This is a genomic window from Curtobacterium sp. CFBP9011 (assembly GCF_034045095.1).
Classification (GTDB): domain Bacteria; phylum Actinomycetota; class Actinomycetes; order Actinomycetales; family Microbacteriaceae; genus Curtobacterium.
The window spans coordinates 150,774-168,498 of record NZ_JAXCWN010000001.1; the positions used below are offsets into that span (position 1 = coordinate 150,774).

General features: G+C 71.2%; 24 protein-coding genes and 1 riboswitch. Of the genes, 13 read left to right on the plus strand and 11 right to left on the minus strand.

The window, feature by feature from the left end:
• The 4 genes from SOM35_RS00730 to SOM35_RS00745 all read left to right on the plus strand — a co-directional run bounded on the left by SOM35_RS00730 (window position 1) and on the right by SOM35_RS00745 (window position 3,702).
• A complete protein-coding gene (locus SOM35_RS00730; protein ID WP_320513920.1) occupies window positions 1-870 on the plus strand; it encodes a sugar phosphate isomerase/epimerase family protein in 870 nt (289 codons plus the stop codon).
• Window positions 867-1,979 carry a transaldolase family protein gene (locus SOM35_RS00735; protein WP_320513921.1) on the plus strand — a complete coding sequence of 371 codons (1,113 nt, stop codon included), beginning with the start codon at window positions 867-869 and terminating at the stop codon, window positions 1,977-1,979. Before SOM35_RS00730 ends, SOM35_RS00735 begins: the two co-directional genes overlap by 4 nt.
• Before the next feature lie 16 nt (window positions 1,980-1,995).
• The gene (locus SOM35_RS00740) at window positions 1,996-3,189 is read left to right on the plus strand and encodes a Gfo/Idh/MocA family protein (protein ID WP_320514511.1); all 1,194 of its coding nucleotides are present in this window, start codon (window positions 1,996-1,998) and stop codon (window positions 3,187-3,189) included.
• A gap of 105 nt (window positions 3,190-3,294) precedes the next feature.
• Complete coding sequence (locus SOM35_RS00745) at window positions 3,295-3,702, plus strand: tautomerase family protein (protein ID WP_253467653.1); 408 nt, start codon at window positions 3,295-3,297, stop codon at window positions 3,700-3,702.
• Between the two features lie 80 nt (window positions 3,703-3,782).
• Here the strand turns inward: SOM35_RS00745 and SOM35_RS00750 are convergent, their stop codons facing one another.
• Both SOM35_RS00750 and SOM35_RS00755 read right to left on the minus strand, forming a co-directional pair.
• On the minus strand, window positions 3,783-4,541 hold the full coding sequence (locus SOM35_RS00750; protein WP_111075699.1) for a GntR family transcriptional regulator: 759 nt from the start codon (window positions 4,539-4,541) through the stop codon (window positions 3,783-3,785).
• 186 nt (window positions 4,542-4,727) lie between these two features.
• On the minus strand, window positions 4,728-5,390 hold the full coding sequence (locus SOM35_RS00755) for an exonuclease domain-containing protein (protein WP_111075698.1): 663 nt from the start codon (window positions 5,388-5,390) through the stop codon (window positions 4,728-4,730).
• 47 nt (window positions 5,391-5,437) lie between these two features.
• On the opposite strand from SOM35_RS00755, the gene SOM35_RS00760 reads away from it, so the two are divergent.
• The 4 genes from SOM35_RS00760 to SOM35_RS00775 all read left to right on the plus strand — a co-directional run bounded on the left by SOM35_RS00760 (window position 5,438) and on the right by SOM35_RS00775 (window position 7,864).
• Window positions 5,438-5,671 (plus strand): hypothetical protein, encoded by a 234-nt coding sequence (locus tag SOM35_RS00760; RefSeq protein WP_320513925.1) that lies wholly within the window; start codon window positions 5,438-5,440, stop codon window positions 5,669-5,671.
• Window positions 5,672-5,732: 61 nt separating this feature from the next.
• A complete protein-coding gene (gene ychF, locus SOM35_RS00765) occupies window positions 5,733-6,806 on the plus strand; it encodes a redox-regulated ATPase YchF (RefSeq protein ID WP_320513926.1) in 1,074 nt (357 codons plus the stop codon).
• Between the two features lie 36 nt (window positions 6,807-6,842).
• Window positions 6,843-7,136, plus strand: a complete 294-nt coding sequence (locus SOM35_RS00770) for a hypothetical protein (protein ID WP_320513927.1) — start codon at window positions 6,843-6,845, stop codon at window positions 7,134-7,136.
• A gap of 290 nt (window positions 7,137-7,426) precedes the next feature.
• Window positions 7,427-7,864, plus strand: a complete 438-nt coding sequence (locus SOM35_RS00775; protein WP_320513929.1) for a hypothetical protein — start codon at window positions 7,427-7,429, stop codon at window positions 7,862-7,864.
• Between the two features lie 63 nt (window positions 7,865-7,927).
• Here SOM35_RS00775 and SOM35_RS00780 read toward each other — a convergent pair whose 3' ends face one another.
• Together SOM35_RS00780 and SOM35_RS00785 are read right to left on the minus strand one after the other, a co-directional pair.
• On the minus strand, window positions 7,928-8,215 hold the full coding sequence (locus SOM35_RS00780) for a hypothetical protein (RefSeq protein ID WP_111075694.1): 288 nt from the start codon (window positions 8,213-8,215) through the stop codon (window positions 7,928-7,930).
• Between the two features lie 345 nt (window positions 8,216-8,560).
• Window positions 8,561-9,337, minus strand: a complete 777-nt coding sequence (locus SOM35_RS00785) for an isocitrate lyase/PEP mutase family protein (protein WP_290157211.1) — start codon at window positions 9,335-9,337, stop codon at window positions 8,561-8,563.
• Between the two features lie 189 nt (window positions 9,338-9,526).
• On the opposite strand from SOM35_RS00785, the gene SOM35_RS00790 reads away from it, so the two are divergent.
• From SOM35_RS00790 to SOM35_RS00800, 3 genes are all read left to right on the plus strand, one after another.
• Window positions 9,527-10,714 (plus strand): MalY/PatB family protein, encoded by a 1,188-nt coding sequence (locus SOM35_RS00790; RefSeq protein WP_320513932.1) that lies wholly within the window; start codon window positions 9,527-9,529, stop codon window positions 10,712-10,714.
• Between the two features lie 206 nt (window positions 10,715-10,920).
• Entirely contained in the window at window positions 10,921-11,118 is a 198-nt protein-coding gene (locus SOM35_RS00795) for a hypothetical protein (protein WP_320513933.1), read from the plus strand.
• Window positions 11,119-11,120: 2 nt separating this feature from the next.
• The gene (locus SOM35_RS00800; RefSeq protein ID WP_320513934.1) at window positions 11,121-11,501 is read left to right on the plus strand and encodes a hypothetical protein; all 381 of its coding nucleotides are present in this window, start codon (window positions 11,121-11,123) and stop codon (window positions 11,499-11,501) included.
• A gap of 38 nt (window positions 11,502-11,539) precedes the next feature.
• Here the strand turns inward: SOM35_RS00800 and SOM35_RS00805 are convergent, their stop codons facing one another.
• From SOM35_RS00805 to SOM35_RS00815, 3 genes are all read right to left on the minus strand, one after another.
• Entirely contained in the window at window positions 11,540-11,746 is a 207-nt protein-coding gene (locus SOM35_RS00805) for a hypothetical protein (RefSeq protein WP_110823655.1), read from the minus strand.
• Window positions 11,747-11,790: 44 nt separating this feature from the next.
• Window positions 11,791-12,690, minus strand: coding sequence for an SDR family oxidoreductase (locus SOM35_RS00810; protein ID WP_320513943.1), 900 nt, complete (start codon window positions 12,688-12,690; stop codon window positions 11,791-11,793).
• Window positions 12,691-12,770: 80 nt separating this feature from the next.
• Window positions 12,771-13,268 carry a GNAT family N-acetyltransferase gene (locus tag SOM35_RS00815; RefSeq protein ID WP_320513944.1) on the minus strand — a complete coding sequence of 166 codons (498 nt, stop codon included), beginning with the start codon at window positions 13,266-13,268 and terminating at the stop codon, window positions 12,771-12,773.
• Window positions 13,269-13,337: 69 nt separating this feature from the next.
• Between SOM35_RS00815 and SOM35_RS00820 the strand changes: the two genes are divergently transcribed.
• Complete coding sequence (locus tag SOM35_RS00820; protein ID WP_320513945.1) at window positions 13,338-14,222, plus strand: LysR substrate-binding domain-containing protein; 885 nt, start codon at window positions 13,338-13,340, stop codon at window positions 14,220-14,222.
• Between the two features lie 32 nt (window positions 14,223-14,254).
• Here SOM35_RS00820 and SOM35_RS00825 read toward each other — a convergent pair whose 3' ends face one another.
• From SOM35_RS00825 to SOM35_RS00840, 4 genes are all read right to left on the minus strand, one after another.
• Window positions 14,255-14,524, minus strand: a complete 270-nt coding sequence (locus SOM35_RS00825) for a hypothetical protein (RefSeq protein ID WP_320513946.1) — start codon at window positions 14,522-14,524, stop codon at window positions 14,255-14,257.
• The gene (locus SOM35_RS00830) at window positions 14,521-15,003 is read right to left on the minus strand and encodes an FBP domain-containing protein (RefSeq protein WP_111075686.1); all 483 of its coding nucleotides are present in this window, start codon (window positions 15,001-15,003) and stop codon (window positions 14,521-14,523) included. The genes SOM35_RS00825 and SOM35_RS00830 overlap by 4 nt, the downstream gene beginning before the upstream one ends.
• 80 nt (window positions 15,004-15,083) lie before the next feature.
• On the minus strand, window positions 15,084-15,821 hold the full coding sequence (locus SOM35_RS00835) for a M56 family metallopeptidase (protein ID WP_181439315.1): 738 nt from the start codon (window positions 15,819-15,821) through the stop codon (window positions 15,084-15,086).
• A gap of 13 nt (window positions 15,822-15,834) precedes the next feature.
• Entirely contained in the window at window positions 15,835-16,209 is a 375-nt protein-coding gene (locus SOM35_RS00840; RefSeq protein WP_166779676.1) for a BlaI/MecI/CopY family transcriptional regulator, read from the minus strand.
• Window positions 16,210-16,321: 112 nt separating this feature from the next.
• Window positions 16,322-16,429, plus strand: a riboswitch (glycine riboswitch).
• A 177-nt stretch (window positions 16,430-16,606) separates the two neighbouring features.
• Here SOM35_RS00840 and gcvT point away from each other — a divergent pair.
• Window positions 16,607-17,722, plus strand: coding sequence for a glycine cleavage system aminomethyltransferase GcvT (gcvT, locus tag SOM35_RS00845; protein ID WP_253467712.1), 1,116 nt, complete (start codon window positions 16,607-16,609; stop codon window positions 17,720-17,722).
• Window positions 17,723-17,725: the final 3 nt, after the last annotated feature.

The following is a 17,725-nucleotide window of genomic DNA, read 5'->3' on the forward strand; positions in this document are numbered from 1 at the left end:
GTGCCGAAGATCGCGCTCGACCCGACCCCGTTCCACCACGACCTGGGTCTGCTGGAGTTCCCGCGGAAGGTCGCCGACCTCGGCTACGAGTACCTGCAGCTGACGCCGCACCGGGACTTCATCCCGTTCCACCGGCACCCGAAGGCGGACGACGACCTGGTCGACGCGTTCGCGGCCGCCTGTGCCGACGCCGGAGTCCAGGTGGCGTCCGTCCTGCCGGTGCTCCGCTGGTCCGGGCCCGACCGTGAGACGCGTGAGACCGCCGTCAAGCAGTGGAAGCGGGTCATCGAGATCACCAAGCGACTCGGCGTCGACACCATCAACACCGAGTTCTCCGGTCGTCCGGAGCGTGCCGAGGACTCCGAGGCGCAGTTCTACTGGGCGATGGAGGAACTGCTGCCGATCATCGAGGACGCGGACCTCCGGGTGCTGATCGACCCGCACCCCGACGACTTCGTCGAGGACGGGCTCGAGGCACTCCGGGTGATCCGCGGGCTCAACTCGAAGAACATCGGGTTCGTCTACGTCGCCTGCCACACCTTCCACTACGGCGATGACATGGACGCGGTCATCGACGCCGCCGGTGACTCGCTGCAGTTGATCCACGTCGCCGACGCCTACGACCACCGTCGTTCGCACGGCCTCCGCTACATCACGAACCCGCCGGGCAACCCGGTCCGTGTCCACCAGCACCTGCCGGTCGGGCAGGGCGACGTCGACTTCGACGCGTTCTGGCGTGCGCTCGACCGCGTCGGGTTCTCTGGCCGCGAGGACACGGTCGCCGTGTCGAGCGTCTTCGCCGAGGACGAGAACGCCGACGCGGTGTCGCGGTTCCAGCTCGACCAGATCACGAAGGGACTCCACCGATGACGAGCACACTCGAGACCCGAGGGGCGGCCGTGGTCGACACCCGTGCGGTCACCCTGCAGGCGACGGAACAGACCCCGACGGCGCTGTGGAACGACTCGGCCGACCCGCACGAGCTGGCGACGGCGATAGCTGAGTACGGGGCGGTCGGAGCGACCTGCAACCCGGTCATCGCCTACACGTGCATCCAGCAGGACCCCGAGGTGTGGGTGCCGCGCATCCGACAGCTCGCCGAGGAGCACCCGACCGCGGGGGAGTCGGCACTCGGGTGGATGGCGGTCGAGGAGCTCTCGGTCAACGCCGCCGCGCAGCTGCTGCCGGCGTTCGAGGCCTCGGGTGGCCGCAACGGTCGGCTCTCGATGCAGACGGATCCGCGTCTGCACCGCGACCGCGACGCCCTCGTGGAGCAGGCGGTGCGGTTCTCGGGCCTCGCGCCGAACATCATCGTGAAGATCCCCGCAACGAAGGTCGGCATCGCGGCCATCGAGGAAGCCGCCTACCGAGGTGTCTCGATCAACGCGACCGTCTCGTTCACGGTGGCCCAGGTCGTCGCCGTCGGTGAGGCCATCGAGCGCGCCCTCGACCGTCGCGTCGCCGACGGCCTGCCCGAGCAGGAGTTCGGACACGTCGTCACGCTGATGGCCGGTCGGCTGGACGACTGGCTGAAGACCGTCGTCGCGCGCGACCACGTCATGATCGACCCCGGGTACCTGGAGTGGGCCGGCGTCGCCGCGGTGAAGAACGCGTACCAGGTGTTCCAGGAGCGCGGGTTCCGCTCGCGGGTCCTCGTCGCGGCCTTCCGCAACGCGCTGCAGTGGTCGGAGTTCCAGGGCGGCGACCTCGTCGTGTCGCCGCCGTTCCAGTGGACGAAGGACATCAACGACAACGCGTTCCCGTTCCGCCCCGACGCCATCGACGACGAGGTCCCGCCACACGTCGTCGACGCCCTCCGCCGGGCGACGCCGGAGTTCGCCCGCGGCCACGACGTCGACGGCATGACCATCGACGAGTTCGACCGGTTCGGCGCCACGGTCAAGACGCTGCGGCAGTTCCTGGACGCCGACGCGAAGCTCGACGCCCTCGTCCGCGACATCATCGTCCCGGCCGAGTAGGGCGACGCCGATGGTCATGGACACGATCGGGGTCGGCCTCATCTCGGTCGGGTGGATGGGGCGCCTGCACTCCCGCGCGTACCGGGCGCTGCCGGACCACTTCCCGGAACTCGGGCTCCGCCCACGCCTGGTGGTCGCGGCCGATCCGGTTCCGGAAGCCCGCGAGCAGGCCACGGAACGGCTCGGGTACGAACGTGCCGTGGCCGACTGGCACGAGGTCCTCGCCGACCCGGACGTCGACGTCGTCTCGATCTGCTCACCGAACTTCCTGCACCGTGAGATGGCGGTCGCCGCAGCGCGGGCCGGCAAACCGTTCTGGATCGAGAAGCCGATGGGCCGGTACGCCAGCGACTCCCGCGACATCCACGAGGCCGTCCAACGGGCCGGGGTCATCACGAGCGTCGGGTTCAATTACCGACACGCACCCGCGGTCGAACGCGCCCGCGAGCTCGTCCGCAGCGGGCGACTCGGACGGATCACGAACGTCCGTGGCTCCCTGCTCGCCGACTACTCGTCCGACCCAGCTGCCCCGCTGACCTGGCGGTTCGAACGGGAACGCGCCGGTTCGGGTGTCCTCGGCGATCTGCTCTCGCACGGCCTCGACCTGGCGCAGTACCTGGTCGGCCGGATCGCGAGCGTCACCGCACTCGGCGAGACGTTCATCACCGAGCGACCGCTCCCCGGCGCGGGGATCGTCGACCGCAGTGCTGCCGCGACCGGCGACCGCAAGCCCGTCGAGAACGAGGACTACGCCGCCCTGCTCTTCCGCTTCGACGACGGCGCGGTCGGCACGATGGACTCCAGCCGCGTCATGCACGGCCCGCACGCTGAGTACACGATCGAGGTCTACGGCACCGCCGGGTCGATCCGATGGGACTTCCAACGGATGAACGAACTGCAGGTCTGCCTCGACGGGCAGGAGGTCGCTGGCTACACGACCGTCTACGTCGCGCCCGGGGACGGTGAGTTCGCCCGCTTCCAACCGGGCGCCGGCACCGCGATGGGGTACGACGACCTGAAGACGATCGAGGCGGCGCAGTTCCTGGCGAGCGTCCGGAGTGGCCGGCAGCTCGCGCCGTCGGTGGCGGACGGGCTCGCGGCAGCGTCGATCGTGGAAGCGGCCGAAGCGTCGCTCGCCGACGGGGCGTGGCATGAGGTGGCGCGCGTCGACGGACCGCTGACCTCCGACGTCCCGACTCCGGTGATCTGACCAGACGGACCACCGTCGTCTGGTGGCGCGTCACTGTCCGGATCGCGAGCGCCACGACTGGTGCGGTAGTATGTCCTGACAAAGTAACCACAAGCAGGAGGCACCATGCCGCTCGTCCGATTCGACCTCGCCACCGGCCGCACCCCCGAGGCGGTCCGCGCGATCGCCGACGCCACCCACCAGGCGATCGTCGACGTCTACGGGATCCCGGAGCGCGACCGCTTCCAGGTCATCACCGAACACCCGGCGACGCAGATCATCGCGCAGGACGCCGGCCTGGGCTTCGAGCGGACCGAGGGCGTCGTCATGATCCAGGTCTTCACCCAGCGCGGCCGGTCCGACGAGGCGAAGCAGGCGCTCTACGCCGCGATCCACGACGCGCTCGCCGGGGTCGGCGTCGCGTCCGAGGACGTCTTCATCGGGTACGTCGAGAACGGTCCGCAGGACTGGTCGTTCGGCTTCGGTCGCGCCCAGTACCTGACCGGCGAGCTCGGCGTCCCCGACGCCAGCTGAGCTCGGCATCTCCGACGCCAGATCAGCTCGGCGTCCCCGACGCCAGCGGACCGGTACGCCGGACGTCAGCCGGCCGGGCCCTACTTGTCGACGAGCGTGACCTCGAACGAGTACCGGTCCGGCCGGTAGCAGTGCAGGCCGTACTCGACCGCCCGACCCGAGGCGTCGTACGCCGTGCGGCTCATCGTCAGCACCGGGTCGCCGTCCTCGATCTCGAGCAGTCCGGCCTCGTCGTCCGTCGCCGCACGAGCACCGATCCGCTGCTTCGCGACCCGCATCGTCACCCCGCGTGACCGGAGCAGCTGGTACAGCCCGTGGGCGCGGAGGTCCTCGTCGGTGATGTCGGCGAACTCCGGCGGCAGGTAGTTCTCGAGCACCGCCATCGGGACGTCCTCGGCGAACCGGACGCGGAGCACGTGCACGACGGTGGTCCCGACCTCGACGCCCAGAGCCTCGGCCACCGCCTGGGTGGCCGGTACGTCGGAGCGGTCGAGGAGCTTCGTCGTCGGCTGCTGCGACCCCTGCGTCAGGTCGTCGTACAGACTGGTCAGCTCGACCTTGCGGGTGACCGGACCGTGCACGACCTGGGTGCCGATGCCACGACGGCGGACGAGCAGCCCCTTGTCGACGAGGTCCTGGATGGCGCGGCGGATCGTCGGGCGGGACAGGCCGAGGCGCTCACCGAGGGCGATCTCGTTCTCCAGGCGGGCACCGGGCGGCATCGCGCCGTTGCGGATCGACTCCTCGATGCGCGAGGCGACCTGGTGGTAGAGCGGCATCGGCCCCGACCGGTCCAGGTCCATGAACAGGTCGGACGGCAGCTGGCCATCGTTGGTCATCGCGGTCCTTCGCAGGGGAGAACGAGCCCGAACACCTGTGCCGGGCGGATTGTCGTGACAATACCACCGGGCGTGGCGGCGGCCCGGACCACCGGGCGTGGCGGCGGCCCGGACCGCCGAGCGACCCGGACCACCGAGCGACCCGGACCGCCGAGCGACCCGGACCACCGGGCAGCGTGGACAGCGTCAGTCGGAGAAGACCATCGGACGACGCGAGAGCCGGGGCTGCGCGGCCGACTTCGGCTTCTCGACACGGGCGCGCACGGGGTTGATCGTCACCCGGGTCACGGCACCGAGGGCCTCGACCGTCGGCACCCCGTGGAACCCGGCAGCGTGCACGACGATCGCGGCGCAGGCCTCTGCGTCGGCGGCGGCGTCGTGGTGCTGGAAACCCGAGAACCCGGCGGCCATCGCGGCCATCGGCAGGCGGTACGAGTCGAGGGTGTAGGTCTTGCGGGCGACCTGCAGCGAACACATCGAGTGGTGCTCAGCGATCTCGATGCCCGTCGCCGCGCACCCGCCGGCGATCACGCCCATGTCGAACCGGGCGTTGTGCGCGACCAACACGTCACCCTCCGCGAACGCCACCAGGTCCGGGTACTGCTGCTCCCACGACTTGGCGTGTGTCACGTCCGACTGGACGATCCCGTGGATGCGGGTGTTCCACTCCAGGAAGTCGTCGTGCCCGGCCGGCGGGCGGATGAACCAGGAGGCCCGGTCGACGACACGACCGCCGCGCACCTTGACGAGTCCGACCGAACACGCGCTGGCGGGCGAGTTGTTCGCGGTCTCGAAGTCGATGGCGGTGAAGTTCAGCACGCCATCGATCGTTGCACGGAGAACCGACATCACCGGAACCGGGCCCGGCGTGGTGCCCCCGCTCCTACCCTGAACAGATGGAGAACCCCGCGCGGCGCTCCCCACTCTCCGCTGCCGATGGCGCGCACTTCTCGCTCGGCGGATCCGCGGATCCCGTCTGGCGGCCGGAACTGGTGCGTGGGACGCGGGCGCGCCTCCAGACCGTCGACCAGGCCGACCACGCGCTCGAGGTGGCGGGTGACTGGCGGGCGTCCCAGCGCCTCCAGGCCGACGTCCTGGCCGTCGTCGAGGAGCGCGTCGCGACAATCTGACGGTGTCGGACTGGAGGCGCGGGTCGGCCCCGGCGGGCTGCCGCCGGTAGGCTGTCCTCCCGTGGCTCTCACCATCGGAATCGTCGGTCTCCCGAACGTCGGCAAGTCGACCCTGTTCAACGCCCTGACCAAGAACCAGGTGCTCGCGGCCAACTACCCGTTCGCCACCATCGAGCCCAACGTCGGCGTGGTGAACCTGCCCGACCCGCGTCTCGACCAGCTCGCCGAGCTGTTCCACTCCGAGAAGACCGTGCCCGCGCCGGTGTCGTTCGTCGACATCGCCGGCATCGTCAAGGGTGCGAGCGAGGGCGAGGGACTCGGCAACAAGTTCCTCGCGAACATCCGCGAAGCCGACGCCATCGCGCAGGTCGTCCGCGGTTTCACCGACGACGACGTCGTGCACGTGGCGAACAAGGTGTCCCCGAAGGACGACCTCGAGGTCATCAACACCGAGCTGATCCTCGCCGACCTCGAGACCATCGAGAAGGCGCTGCCCCGCTACGAGAAGATGCTCAAGCTGAAGCAGGCGGAGCCCGCCGTGCTCGAGGCGGCGAACGCCGCGAAGGCCGAGCTCGAGAAGGGCGTCCTGCTCTCGGCGAGCAAGGTCGACCTCGAGCCGATCAAGGAGCTCGGTCTCCTCAGCGCCAAGCCCTTCATCTTCGTGTTCAACGTGGACGAGGCGATCCTCACCGACGACGCCCGCAAGGCCGAGCTCGCCGCCCTCGTCGCACCGGCGCAGGCCGTGTTCCTCGACGCCCAGGTCGAGTCTGAGCTGATCGACCTCGACGCGGAGGACGCCAAGGAGCTCCTCGAGTCGACCGGTCAGACCGAGTCCGGCCTCGACCAGCTCGCGCGCATCGGGTTCGAGACCCTCGGGCTGCAGACCTACCTGACGGCAGGCCCGAAGGAGTCCCGTGCGTGGACGATCGGCAAGGGGTGGAAGGCTCCCCAGGCTGCCGGCGTCATCCACACGGACTTCGAGAAGGGCTTCATCAAGGCCGAGGTCATCTCGTTCGACGACCTCGTCGCCACCGGCTCGATCGCCGAGGCTCGGTCGCAGGGCAAGGCCCGCATCGAGGGCAAGGAGTACGTCATGCAGGACGGCGACGTGGTGGAATTCCGCTTCAACAACTGACGCTCGGGCACGCGTCGCGCTCCTAGGATCACAGGCGTGGGGGAACGCAGAGCTGCAGCCGGGCGCTCAGACCAGTCGGACGAGTTGCCGACGGTCTTCCGTGCCGTCGCGGAGATCCGTCCCTCGCGATGGCTGCGGCGGCCAAAGCGTGTCATCCGCTACGACGCCCGCTGGCCCGACGGTCGCGTCGAGACGGACGTCCACCTCGTTACGCTGATGTACCGCCGCGCTCCCGCGGACTACTCGGTGGTCAAACGGGTGATGGACGAGCAGTGCCCGGAGACCGGTGCCGGCCCGTGGGTGCTGTACCCGACAGGTGACGTGCTCTGACGTCAGCCTGACCTGACGACGGAGCACTCCTGCCACCCGCGCAGGACGGCGCTTTGGCTAGAGTGGAAGCAATCGACCCCCTCCCAAGCCTCTCCACGATGCTCAAATGGGAGGGGCCTTTTCGTTCCCGGGGGGCTGCGCGCGTGAAGCCGAGTCTGTCTTGGACCGAGCAGGCTGCCCTTCTGGTCCGACGGGGGCTCGCGATCGGCGACGAGCCAACTTGTCGCCGATTCCTGGCGGCATCGAGCTACTGCCGTTCATCGCGCTACCGAACTGTGGATGAGGCCGACATGCGCCGCCAGTTGTCCACCGCCCGCGCCTCCCACCCGATCCTGTACTGCGTGCTCCACCCCGGTGCCTACCGTCGCCACGAGGGAGGTCGACACGTGAAGTACATCCACTACGACGGCACGGACATCCTGACGGGGGACCGCATCGCCGACGCGGTCGCGGACTACGCGGCGGTGCTCGGGGCGAACACCCGGACGGACACGATCGCGGTGCCGACGGTCGGGGAGGACGGCTCGGTCGAGCGGACGACGATGCTCGTCGGACCGTCGAGCGAGATCGTGGTGCGGCAGGCGCCGGACGACGAACTCGAGCCTGAGGACCCCGCCTTCATCCGCCGACTCCGGGACGCAGCAGCGCTGTGTGGCGGGCGGCAGCCGGTGAACGCCGACGGCGGGCGACGGTTCGTCGCCGCGGCCGAGGGCGACCGGGAGCTCTAGGCCCTGCCTCGGAACGACGGAACGCCGCCCCCGAAGGGACGGCGTTCCGTTGGGCTGCAGAGGTCAGGCGGCCAGGGCCAGCTCCGGAGCCTGCACGGCGCGAGCCTGCAGGATCGTGCGGCTGGCCTCGCCCCGCCAGGAGCGGCCGGGCACGACCCAGCCCGCTTCGCCGTCGACGGCGACGCGGACACCGGGCGTCAGGAACAGCCCGAGGTCGTCGGCCGGCATCCGCACGAGGTACTCGCGCTGCGAGCGGTCCTCGCGGACGGGGAACTCGGCGATGCGGTCGGGGGAGACGGTGGGAGCCGCGATGGCGGTCCCGGTGATGATGGTGCGTTCGTTCGTGGTCATGGTGCTGTCTTTCTTCAGTCATTCGGCGTCGCGCTGGGCCGGACGGACTCCGTGGTCTCGTCGGCCGCAGGAGCGCGGACGCGCACGTCGGCATTCGACGTGCATGCTCGCCAGTCGGGGAGCGGTGGTCTCGCTGGAATGCGACCCAGGGGGATCGGTTCGAGACGGTCGGTGTGCGCGAGTCAGATGGGTTCGCTGCAATGCACCAACAAACAACAGTACGCCACGATCGCCGTTCTGTCCACCTGGCGTCGACGGAGACGGCCCGACGACGGACGGGAGGCCCGGTACCAGCTGGTACCGGGCCTCCCGTCCGTCAGGTGGCGGGTCCGCCACCGCTGCCGTTCAGTTCAGCGTCGGGGTGTCCTCCGGCACGACGCCGCCGAGGTAGAGGTCCGCGGCGAGGTCACGGAGCGCACGCAGGGCGACGCGCTGCGTGAGCGGGCCGTACGAGATTCGGGCGACGCCGAGCGCCTGGTACTCGGACGCAGGCAGGGCACCCGGCAGGCCGATGACGCTGAGCTTGCCGCGGCCGAGGCCCTCGACCAGCTGCTCGACGACGTCGCGCTGGTGGCCGCCCGGGACGAACACGAGCGGTGCGCCGGCGTCGAGGAACGCCTTGCCGCGGGCGATGGCGTCCGCGATGCTCTCCTGGATCGGGCGGTCGCCGCCGCGGGCGATGGCGTCGGTGCGGGCGTTCAGCTGGAAGGGGACGCCCTCCTGCTCGGCGGCACGCATGATCGCGGCCACGCGGGCGACGGACTCGTCGAACGGACGCAGCCGGTCCTCGACGTTCGCACCGACGACGCCGATGCCGATCGCGCGACGGATGGTCTCGGCCGGGTCCTCGTAGCCGTCGTCCAGGTCGGCGGTCACCGGCAGGTCCACGGCGTCGACGACGGTCTTCGCGCCGGCGAGGGCGAGGTCGAGCGACATGCCGCCGTCCTCGTAGCCGTACATCGCGGCGATCGAGTGCCCGGCGGTGGCGATCGCGCGGGTCTCGGGCAGCGCGGCGACGGTCTTGGCGCTGATGGCGTCCCAGACGTTCACGACGCGGAGGATCTCGGGGGCGGAGTGCAGGGACTGGAGGGTGGTCGCCTTCTCGGCGGTGCTCGTGGTCATGCCGCCGACAGTAGGCGGGTGCGCGGTGCCCGGTCCGCACGCGGTCGGCCGAGGCTCGGCTCTGCGGGCATCCTGCGCCAGGTGGCGGGCGGAAAGTGTCCGCCTGCGCGAGGCTCGGCGGCGGGCCCCACGACGCAGGATGACGCGCCGACTCGCCCCGGGCCTCCCGGCCGAGGCATGCTGGGACGCATGGCGAGCGACGAACAGGACCCGGTCGGCACGCTCCGCGGGGTCCGCACGAGCATCAAGTGGACGCGGTACGCGCCCGACGTGCTGCCCCTGTTCGTCGCCGAGATGGACCACGAGGTCGCGCCGGAGATCCGACAGGCCCTGGTCGAGCGGGTGCAGCAGTCGGACCTCGGGTACCTCGACGGGCCCGGGCCGCTCGCTCCCGCGTTCGCCGGGTTCGCGCGCGACCGCTGGGGCTGGGACGTCGACCCGGCGCGGGTGTACCTGGCGACGGACGTCAGCGTGGGGATCGTCGAGACGCTGCGGCTCGCACTGCCCGACGGCGGCCGGGTCGCGATCACGCCGCCGGTGTACCCGCCGTTCTTCGAGCTCGTGGACGAGGCCCGATGTCAGGTCGAAGAGGTCCCGCTCCGTGAGCAGTGGGGTGTCTACCGGCTGGACCTGGACGGCCTCGAGCGGGCGTTCGCCGACGGTGTCCGGGTCTTCCTGCTCTGCAACCCGCACAACCCGATCGGCCTGGTGCACGACCGTGCTGACCTCACCGCGCTGGCTGAACTCGCGGCGCAGTACGACGTCCTGGTCATCAGCGACGAGATCCACGCCCCGCTGACCCATCCGGGCATGCAGTTCACCCCGTTCGCGATGATCGCCGAGCCGCTCGGGGCACGGAGCGTCTGTGTGACGTCGGCGAGCAAGGGCTGGAACCTGGCCGGCGTGAAGTGCTCCGTCATCGTCGCCGGGGATGCTCGCACCGCCGCACTCCTCGACACGCTGTGGGAGGAGGTCGCGTGCCGGACGAGCATCCTCGGGCTGCACGCGAACCTGGCGGCGTTCACCCTGGCGGTCGGCTGGCTCGACGACGTCATCGACCGGATCGTCGCGAACGACCGGCTGCTCGCGAAGCTCCTGGCCGAGCACCTGCCCGGTGTCGTCTACGCGCGGCCCCGTGCGGGCTACCTGGCGTGGCTCGACTTCCGGGGGCTCGGGCTCGGCGAGGACCCGGCGGTGCCCCTCCGTGAGCACGCGTTCGTCGCGCTGAACTCGGGGCTGCCGTTCGGGGCCGAGGGCAAGGGGTTCGCCCGGATCAACCTGGCGTGCTCGCCGGAGACCCTGCGCGAGGCGGTGTTCCGCATCGCTGCGGCCTACCCGTCGAGCACGCAGGAGGGGGTCGTCTGGCACGTGGCCTGACGGTTCCGCCGTCAGGCACACCGAGCGACGGGCCACCGTCCTCCACGATGACGGCCCGGCGCCCCCTCGTCCACAGGCATCGGTGCCGGCGACGACCGAGCCACAGCGAGCAGCGATCGTGCTCATGTGAGCCCCACCGAACACGATCGCATCGAATCGTCCAACGCCGCTGGACAAACTTGTCCAATCCGAGTTGGACTTCTATCGTGAAGCGTGCGGACCTCATCCGCGACCTCCGTCAACGGGCAGATCGACTCGGCGTCCCCTTCGTGCTCCTGCGGCACGGCGGACGACATGACGTCTTCCTCTTCGGCGGTCAACGCATCGAGATCCCACGGCACCGGGAGGTCCGGGAGATGCTCGCTCGCGCGATCATCCGCGCGTGTGACGACGGGAAGGACTGACGATGATGACGACACACACCGTGCGCGCACAGCGGGACGGGCGCTACTGGCTCGTCTGGATCGACGGTGCACTGCGGACCCAGGCGCGGCGGCAGAGCGAGATCGAGCCGATGGCGCGCGACTGGCTGGCGAACATGCACGACCGGCCAGCCGCCGACTTCACGGTGCGGATCGAGATCGTGCTGCCCGACTCCGTGCGGGCGCACCTGGACCGCGCGGGCGAACTCCGTGCCGACGCGGACCGCGCTCGGCGGGCAGCCGGACGCGAGACCGCGGCCGCTGCGAAGGAGCTCCACGACGCCGGTCTGACGCTCCGCGAGATCGGCCCGCTGTTGGACGTGTCGTACCAGCGGGCGCAGCAGCTGGTGGCAGCCGCCGACTGACCGCTCCGATCAGAGCAGTGAGCCCGAGATCGCTGCGCTCAGGCGACCGGGGCGAAGTGGTTGCGACCGATGACCGTCACGTGCAGGTCGACCTCGCGCGAGGGCACCTGGTCGGTCAACGAGATCCACTCCCGCGCCACGAAGGCGACCGACGGCCACCGTCGGACCTCGGTCACGGGGAACCCGTCGATGAACACCTGCCACATGCCCTGTTCGCGGACGGCCTGGACCTCGTGCGTCGCCATGCCGTGAGCGTAGCAACGCGACGCACGAGGAACACCCGGGCGGGTCAGGGTGTGACCATGCCGCCGTTCACGTTGAGGGTCTCGCCAGCGACGAAGCTGGACTCGTGCGACGCCAGGAACACGTACGCGGGCGCCAGTTCGGCGGGCTGTCCGGGGCGCCCCATCGGCGACTCGCTGGACCCGAAGTCGGGCAGGGTATCCGGGTCGACCCCGGCGGACACCTGCAGCACGGACCAGGTCGGCCCGGGAGCGACGACGTTCACCCGGATGCCGCGGCCGATGAGTTGCTGCGCGAGACCCTTCGAGAAGTTGTTGATCGCGGCCTTCGATGCGGCGTAGTCCAGGCGGTCGGGGGCGGGCTGGTAGGCCTCCATCGACGCGGTGGTGATGATCGTCGACCCGGGCTCCAGGTGGGGGAGTGCGGCCTGGACGAGGCGGAAGAGCGAGAGGACGTTCACCGTGAAGGTGTCGACGAGCTGGTCGTCGCTGATGTCGGTGATCTCGGCCTGCCAGTGCTGCTTGCCGGCGCAGGCGACGATGGCGTCGAGCCCGCCGAGTTCGGCGACGGCGCGTTCGACGAGCACGGCGGGGTAGTTCCGGGCAGTCAGGTCGCCGGGGATGGTGACGGCCTTCCGGCCCTCGGCCTCGATGAGGGCGACGATCCGCTGGGCGTCCTCTTCCTCGTCGGGCAGGTAGGCGAGGGCGATGTCCGCACCTTCCCGCGCGTACGCGATGGCGACGGCTGCGCCGATGCCGGAGTCCGCGCCGGTGATCAGTGCGCGGCGCCCGGTGAGCCGTCCGGTGCCGCGGTACGAGTCCTCGCCGTGGTCCGGCTTCGGGTCCATCCGCGACTCCAGGCCCGGTTCCGGTTGCTGCTGCGGCTCGGGGCTGGTGTTGGGGTACCGGGTGGTCGGGTCGCTGAACTCGTACTGGTCGCGGGGCATGCGACGGACGGTACGCGGACCGGCCGGGAGGCCCGTCAAGCGGTGCGCACTCCGGCCTGGCCCGACAGGTGGCCGGGTCGTCAGAGGTCGAGTGCCATCGCCACGTCCGCCCGGACGTAGGGGCTCGGCGGGTGCTCGTCGGCGCCCAGGTGCCGGAACCCGGTCGTCTCGTACAGGTGGATCGCGCTGACGAGGGAGCTGTTCGTCTCGAGCAGCACCCGGCGGGCGCCGAGCGTGCGAGCCCGGTCGATCGCGGCGCGGATGAGGCGACGGCCCGTGCCGTGTCCCTGGTGGTCGGGGTCGACGGCCATCTTGACGAGTTCGAACTCGTCGACCCCGTGTGGGGCGAGTCCGACGCAGCCGACGACCACGTCGCCGAGGCGGGCCACGAGGACGACGCCGCCGGGGACGACGATGTGCTGCACCGGGTCGCCGAGCAGCCGGCGGTCCTCGTCCTCGAGCGTGAAGAACGTCGTGATCCACCGCTCGTTGAGGGACTGGAACGCGGCGGCGTCGGCGGCGGTGGACAGGTCCTCGACGACGACCTGGTCGCCGGTGGTGCGGGTGGTGGTGGGCATGGGTCCATCCTCGGGACATGGATGCAGTGCTGTCCAATACTCGTTCGGACGGATCGATACGATCAGTGCATGGATCGTGCACCCGAGGTCGACCTCCGACAGCTCCGGGCGTTCCTGGCGCTCGCCGACGAGCTGCACTTCGGCCGGGCGGCCGCGGACCTCGGCATCGCGCAGCCGGCGCTGTCGCAGCTCATCCGCCGGGTCGAGGTCGCCCTCGGCGTCGACCTGTTCGCCCGGACCTCCCGGAGCGTCGCCCTCACGCCGGCCGGTCGGGTGCTGCAGGGGCGGGCCCGGTCGCTGCTGGCCCAGGCTCGGCGGGACCTCGACGAGACCGTCCGCGTCGGCCGTGGTGAGGCGGGTCGGCTCGACGTCGGGTTCGTCGTGTCGGCCCTGCCGCTCGGGCCGATCGAGCGGGTGCAGCGGTTCCGGCAGCGCTACCCGCTGGTCCGGGTGGAACTGACGGAGGGTTTCTCGTCACGACTCGTCGCGGCCGTGCAGCGTGGGGAACTCGACCTGGCGGTGGTGCGCGACCCGGACCCGGTCGACGGGGTGCGCTTCGCCCGGTTCCGCAGCGAACCGTTCGTCGCCGCCGTGCCGCGGCACCACCGGTTCGCCGGCCGCTCGTCCGTGCGAGGGCCGGAGCTGCTCGACGACCCGTTCGTGTTCTTCCCCGCCGAGGCCGGCACGGTCGCCACCGAACGGAACACCGCACCCGTGGCCGACGGCGGTCGACGGCCGCGCATCGTGCAGGAGGCAACGACCTGGGCGACCGTCCTGCACCTGGTCGGTGTCGGCCTCGGCGTCACGGTCCTGCCGGAGAGTGCGGCGCTCGCGGCCCCGGACACCGTGGTGCTCCTGCCGCTCGAGGGCAGCGCACACCGCAGCGAGCTGGTGTGGGCGTCACGGACGGACGATGACCGAGAGGTCCTCCGCAACTTCGCGGCCGCGGACTGAACGGCGGACCGGCGGGCCGGCCCGTCAGCGCATCAGGTTGTCAGGGCCAGCGGCAGCACCGGCGCCCGCTGGTCACCGAGCTCGTCCGCACGCCACGGCCGCGCACCGGTCAGCGCGAGTCCGATCTGCGTGAGCACGAACCCCACGTGCGGATCGACGTCCGGGTCCCACGGCCCCTCGACCCCCAGGCCGAAGGAGCCGAGTTCGTCGTCCGCCTCGTCGCGGATCGTCAGTCGCCAGCGGCCGTCCCCGAGTTCCTCGACGACGGCCCAGCGTGCCGAGCGGAACCGGTCCGAGCTCACGCCGTCTTCATGATGTCGGCCGTGAAGTTGTGCAGACGTGCCAGCAGCGACTCGGAGCGCATCGCGATCGTCGCCGGCGGGTTGAGGTGCGGCGGCGCGGTGCGGATGAGCATCGGGCATCCGAGGTCCTCGCAGATGTACGAGCCGATCGTGTTGCCGTTCCGTCCGGCTTCCCCGGCGCGGGCGGCCGAGAACAGCCGCACCTGCGTGGCCGGCTGCGGGGAGTGGCAGAACGAGCACATCGCGGCGATGCCCGGACGGAGGGACCCGCCGGCCGCGCGGACGACGATGCCGACCGGCTTGTCGTCCATCCACGACACCATGTAGCCGCGGCGGGCGGCCTGCGGGTCGCGCCAGCCCAGGAACTCGCGTTCGTTCCACAGGGTCTCGTGCAGCCCCGGGATCGGGAGCTGGGCGAGTTCGTCGGGCATCGCGTTGACGAAGGACGATCGGATGTCGGATTCAGTGAGCGGCTGCACGGTTCCCCTCGCGGTGGCGGACCGGACCAGGCTAGCCCCGTGCGCCGACAGGCGGGCGCAGGGCGGGCCTCCCGTCCGGTTCAGGACAGCCTGGAGGCCCGGACCGCACCGAGTGCGCCCGTCCCGTCCGCCACCAGGACCGCCCGGCGCAACGCGTCGCGGCCGACCCGGCGAGCGGCGGCGTCGTCCGCGGCGAACTCGACGAGGACGCGGGTCGACCGGGCCATCGCCCGCGCTCCCGGCACCCACGGGACGGCACGTTCGACGGACTCGGCGAAGCCGACCACGGCCGTGTGGTGCTGGCGCAGGTGGGCGCGTTCGTGGGCGACCACGGCCTCCAGCTCGTCGGTGCGCAGCTGTTCCGCGAGCCCGGTGCTGACGAGGACCCCGCCGGAGCGGCCGGGGACCGCGCAGGCCAGGGCGGTGTCGGCCTGCAGGACGGCGACCAGGGTGCCGTCGACCTCGCGGTGCGGGGCGGCACCGGTGCGGATCGCCTCGCGGACGGCCTCGTGCTCGGGGCCCGGGCGGACACGGACGGCGACGGCGAACGCGATGACGGCGAGGACGGCGACCCCGACGTTCAGACCGTGGCTGGGGGAGTCGTCGATGCCGAACGGGTCGGTCAGCGGCCGGCCGGCGAGGACCACCAGGGCGATCCCGACGACGAAGCCGGCGACCCCGACCACGACGGCGGCCTGCCAGGCGGCGATGGCGGTCAGCGGGCGGTCGATCGTCCAGGCGGCCCGGGTGAGCACCCGTGGGGCGAACGCGACGACGGCGAGGGCGAGGACGACGAGGCAGACGCCGGTGACGACCACGGGGCCGGTCCGGTCAGGGACGCGTTCGGGAGTCGATCGCGCGGCGGAGGACCTCGAGGTCCCCGGAGGCGAGCGAGCCGGTGAACTGCAGGAGCGCTGCCTCACGGTCGGAGGACGCGGCCAGCGCGTTCGCCATGAGGGAGGCGGTGTGGTCCTCCCGCGAGTGCGCGGCGTGGAAGGTGAGCGGGGCGTCGTCGTGCTGCTCGCGGACCACGGTGCCCTTGCGGCCGAGCCGGTCGAGCACGGTGAGGACGGTCGTCAGGGCGGGGCGCGGTTCGTCGAACACCTCGAGGACCTGGCGGGCGGTGAGGCCGGCGTCCGCGGTCCAGAGCGCCTCGAGCACCGCCTGCTCGAGCTGCCCACGGGGGCGCGATCGCTGTCCTGCCACGGCGCCACTCTACGTGATGTCGAAGGACGGCCTGGTCGTTGCCCGCAACCGTGACACATGCCCGTAACGCGGGCTCGGTATGCTCGCCGGACAACAGAACACGTACGGCCGACCACCCGCCGCGGGAGAGCCCTGTGACCCGGACGCAGTCCATCCGGGTCCGGGCACCGAAGGAGCAAGCTCCCCGCCAATCTCTCAGGTCCAACACCGCAGCGGGCAGGCCACTCTGAAAAGCAGACACGAGCCGTGGGCGCATCCCACGGAACCGTCGTCTCGCCCACGGTGAAAGCCGCCGGACCTCACGGGCCGCGGTGAAACTCTCAGGCCCATGACAGAGGGGGAGTTCCGCACCCGACGATCGCCGTCGGGCCCTGCCGATGCCAGGAGAACTCCGTCCATGTCTGAACCGCTGCGTTCGTCGCCGCTCGAAGCCGCGCACGAAGCCGCCGGTGCCACGTTCACCGACTTCGCCGGCCACCGCATGCCGGTCCGCTACTCGTCCGACCTCGCCGAACACCACGCGGTGCGCGACGCGGCGGGCGTGTTCGACCTCTCGCACATGGCCGAGATCGGTGTGCAGGGGCCGGACGCCGTCCCGTACCTCGACGCGGCGCTCGCCGGGTCCTTCGGCGCGATGCCGGTCGGCCGGGCCAAGTACTCGCTGCTCCTGACCCCGGACGGCGGGATCCTCGACGACCTGGTCGTGTACCGCACCGGCGACGACGTGTTCCTCGTCGTGGCGAACGCCGGCAACCGGGACGTCGCCGTCCAGGCCATGCAGGAGCGGGCGGCCGGACACGACGTCACCGTCACGGACGACTCCGACCGGACCGCCCTCGTCGCGATCCAGGGTCCGGCGGCCGCAGGCACGCTCGACGACCTGGTCGTCACCGACCGCCTGCAGCCGGAGACCCCGCTCGACGAACTCCGCTACTACCGGGTCCTGCACGCGCTCTTCGACGGCAGCGAGGTCCTCATCGCCCGCACCGGCTACACCGGCGAGGACGGCTTCGAGCTGTACTGCGACACCGAGACCGCGCCGGCGATCTGGGACGCCCTGCTCGCCGCCGGAGCCGAGCGCGGGGTCGTGCCCGCCGGACTCGCCGCACGGGACACCCTCCGGCTCGAAGCGGGCATGCCGCTGTACGGGCACGAGCTCGACACCTCGGTGCGTCCCGCGCAGGCCGGACTCGGTCGGGTCGTCGCCACCTCGGGTTCCTTCGTCGGGGACGCCGGCGTCGAGCCCGCCGCCGACGCCCGCGTGCTCGTCGGCATCACGATGGACGGCCGCCGTGCCGCTCGCGCCGGGTACGCCGTGCTCCGTGACGGTGTCGTCGTCGGCAGCGTCACGTCCGGCGCCCTGTCGCCCACGCTCGGCCACCCCGTCGCGATGGCCTTCGTCGACCCGGACTGTGCCGACGGGGGACAGGTCCTCCACATCGACGTCCGCGGTACCGCCATCCCCGGAACCGTCACCGCTCTCCCCTTCTACCGTCGCGCTTCGAGAGGCTGATCC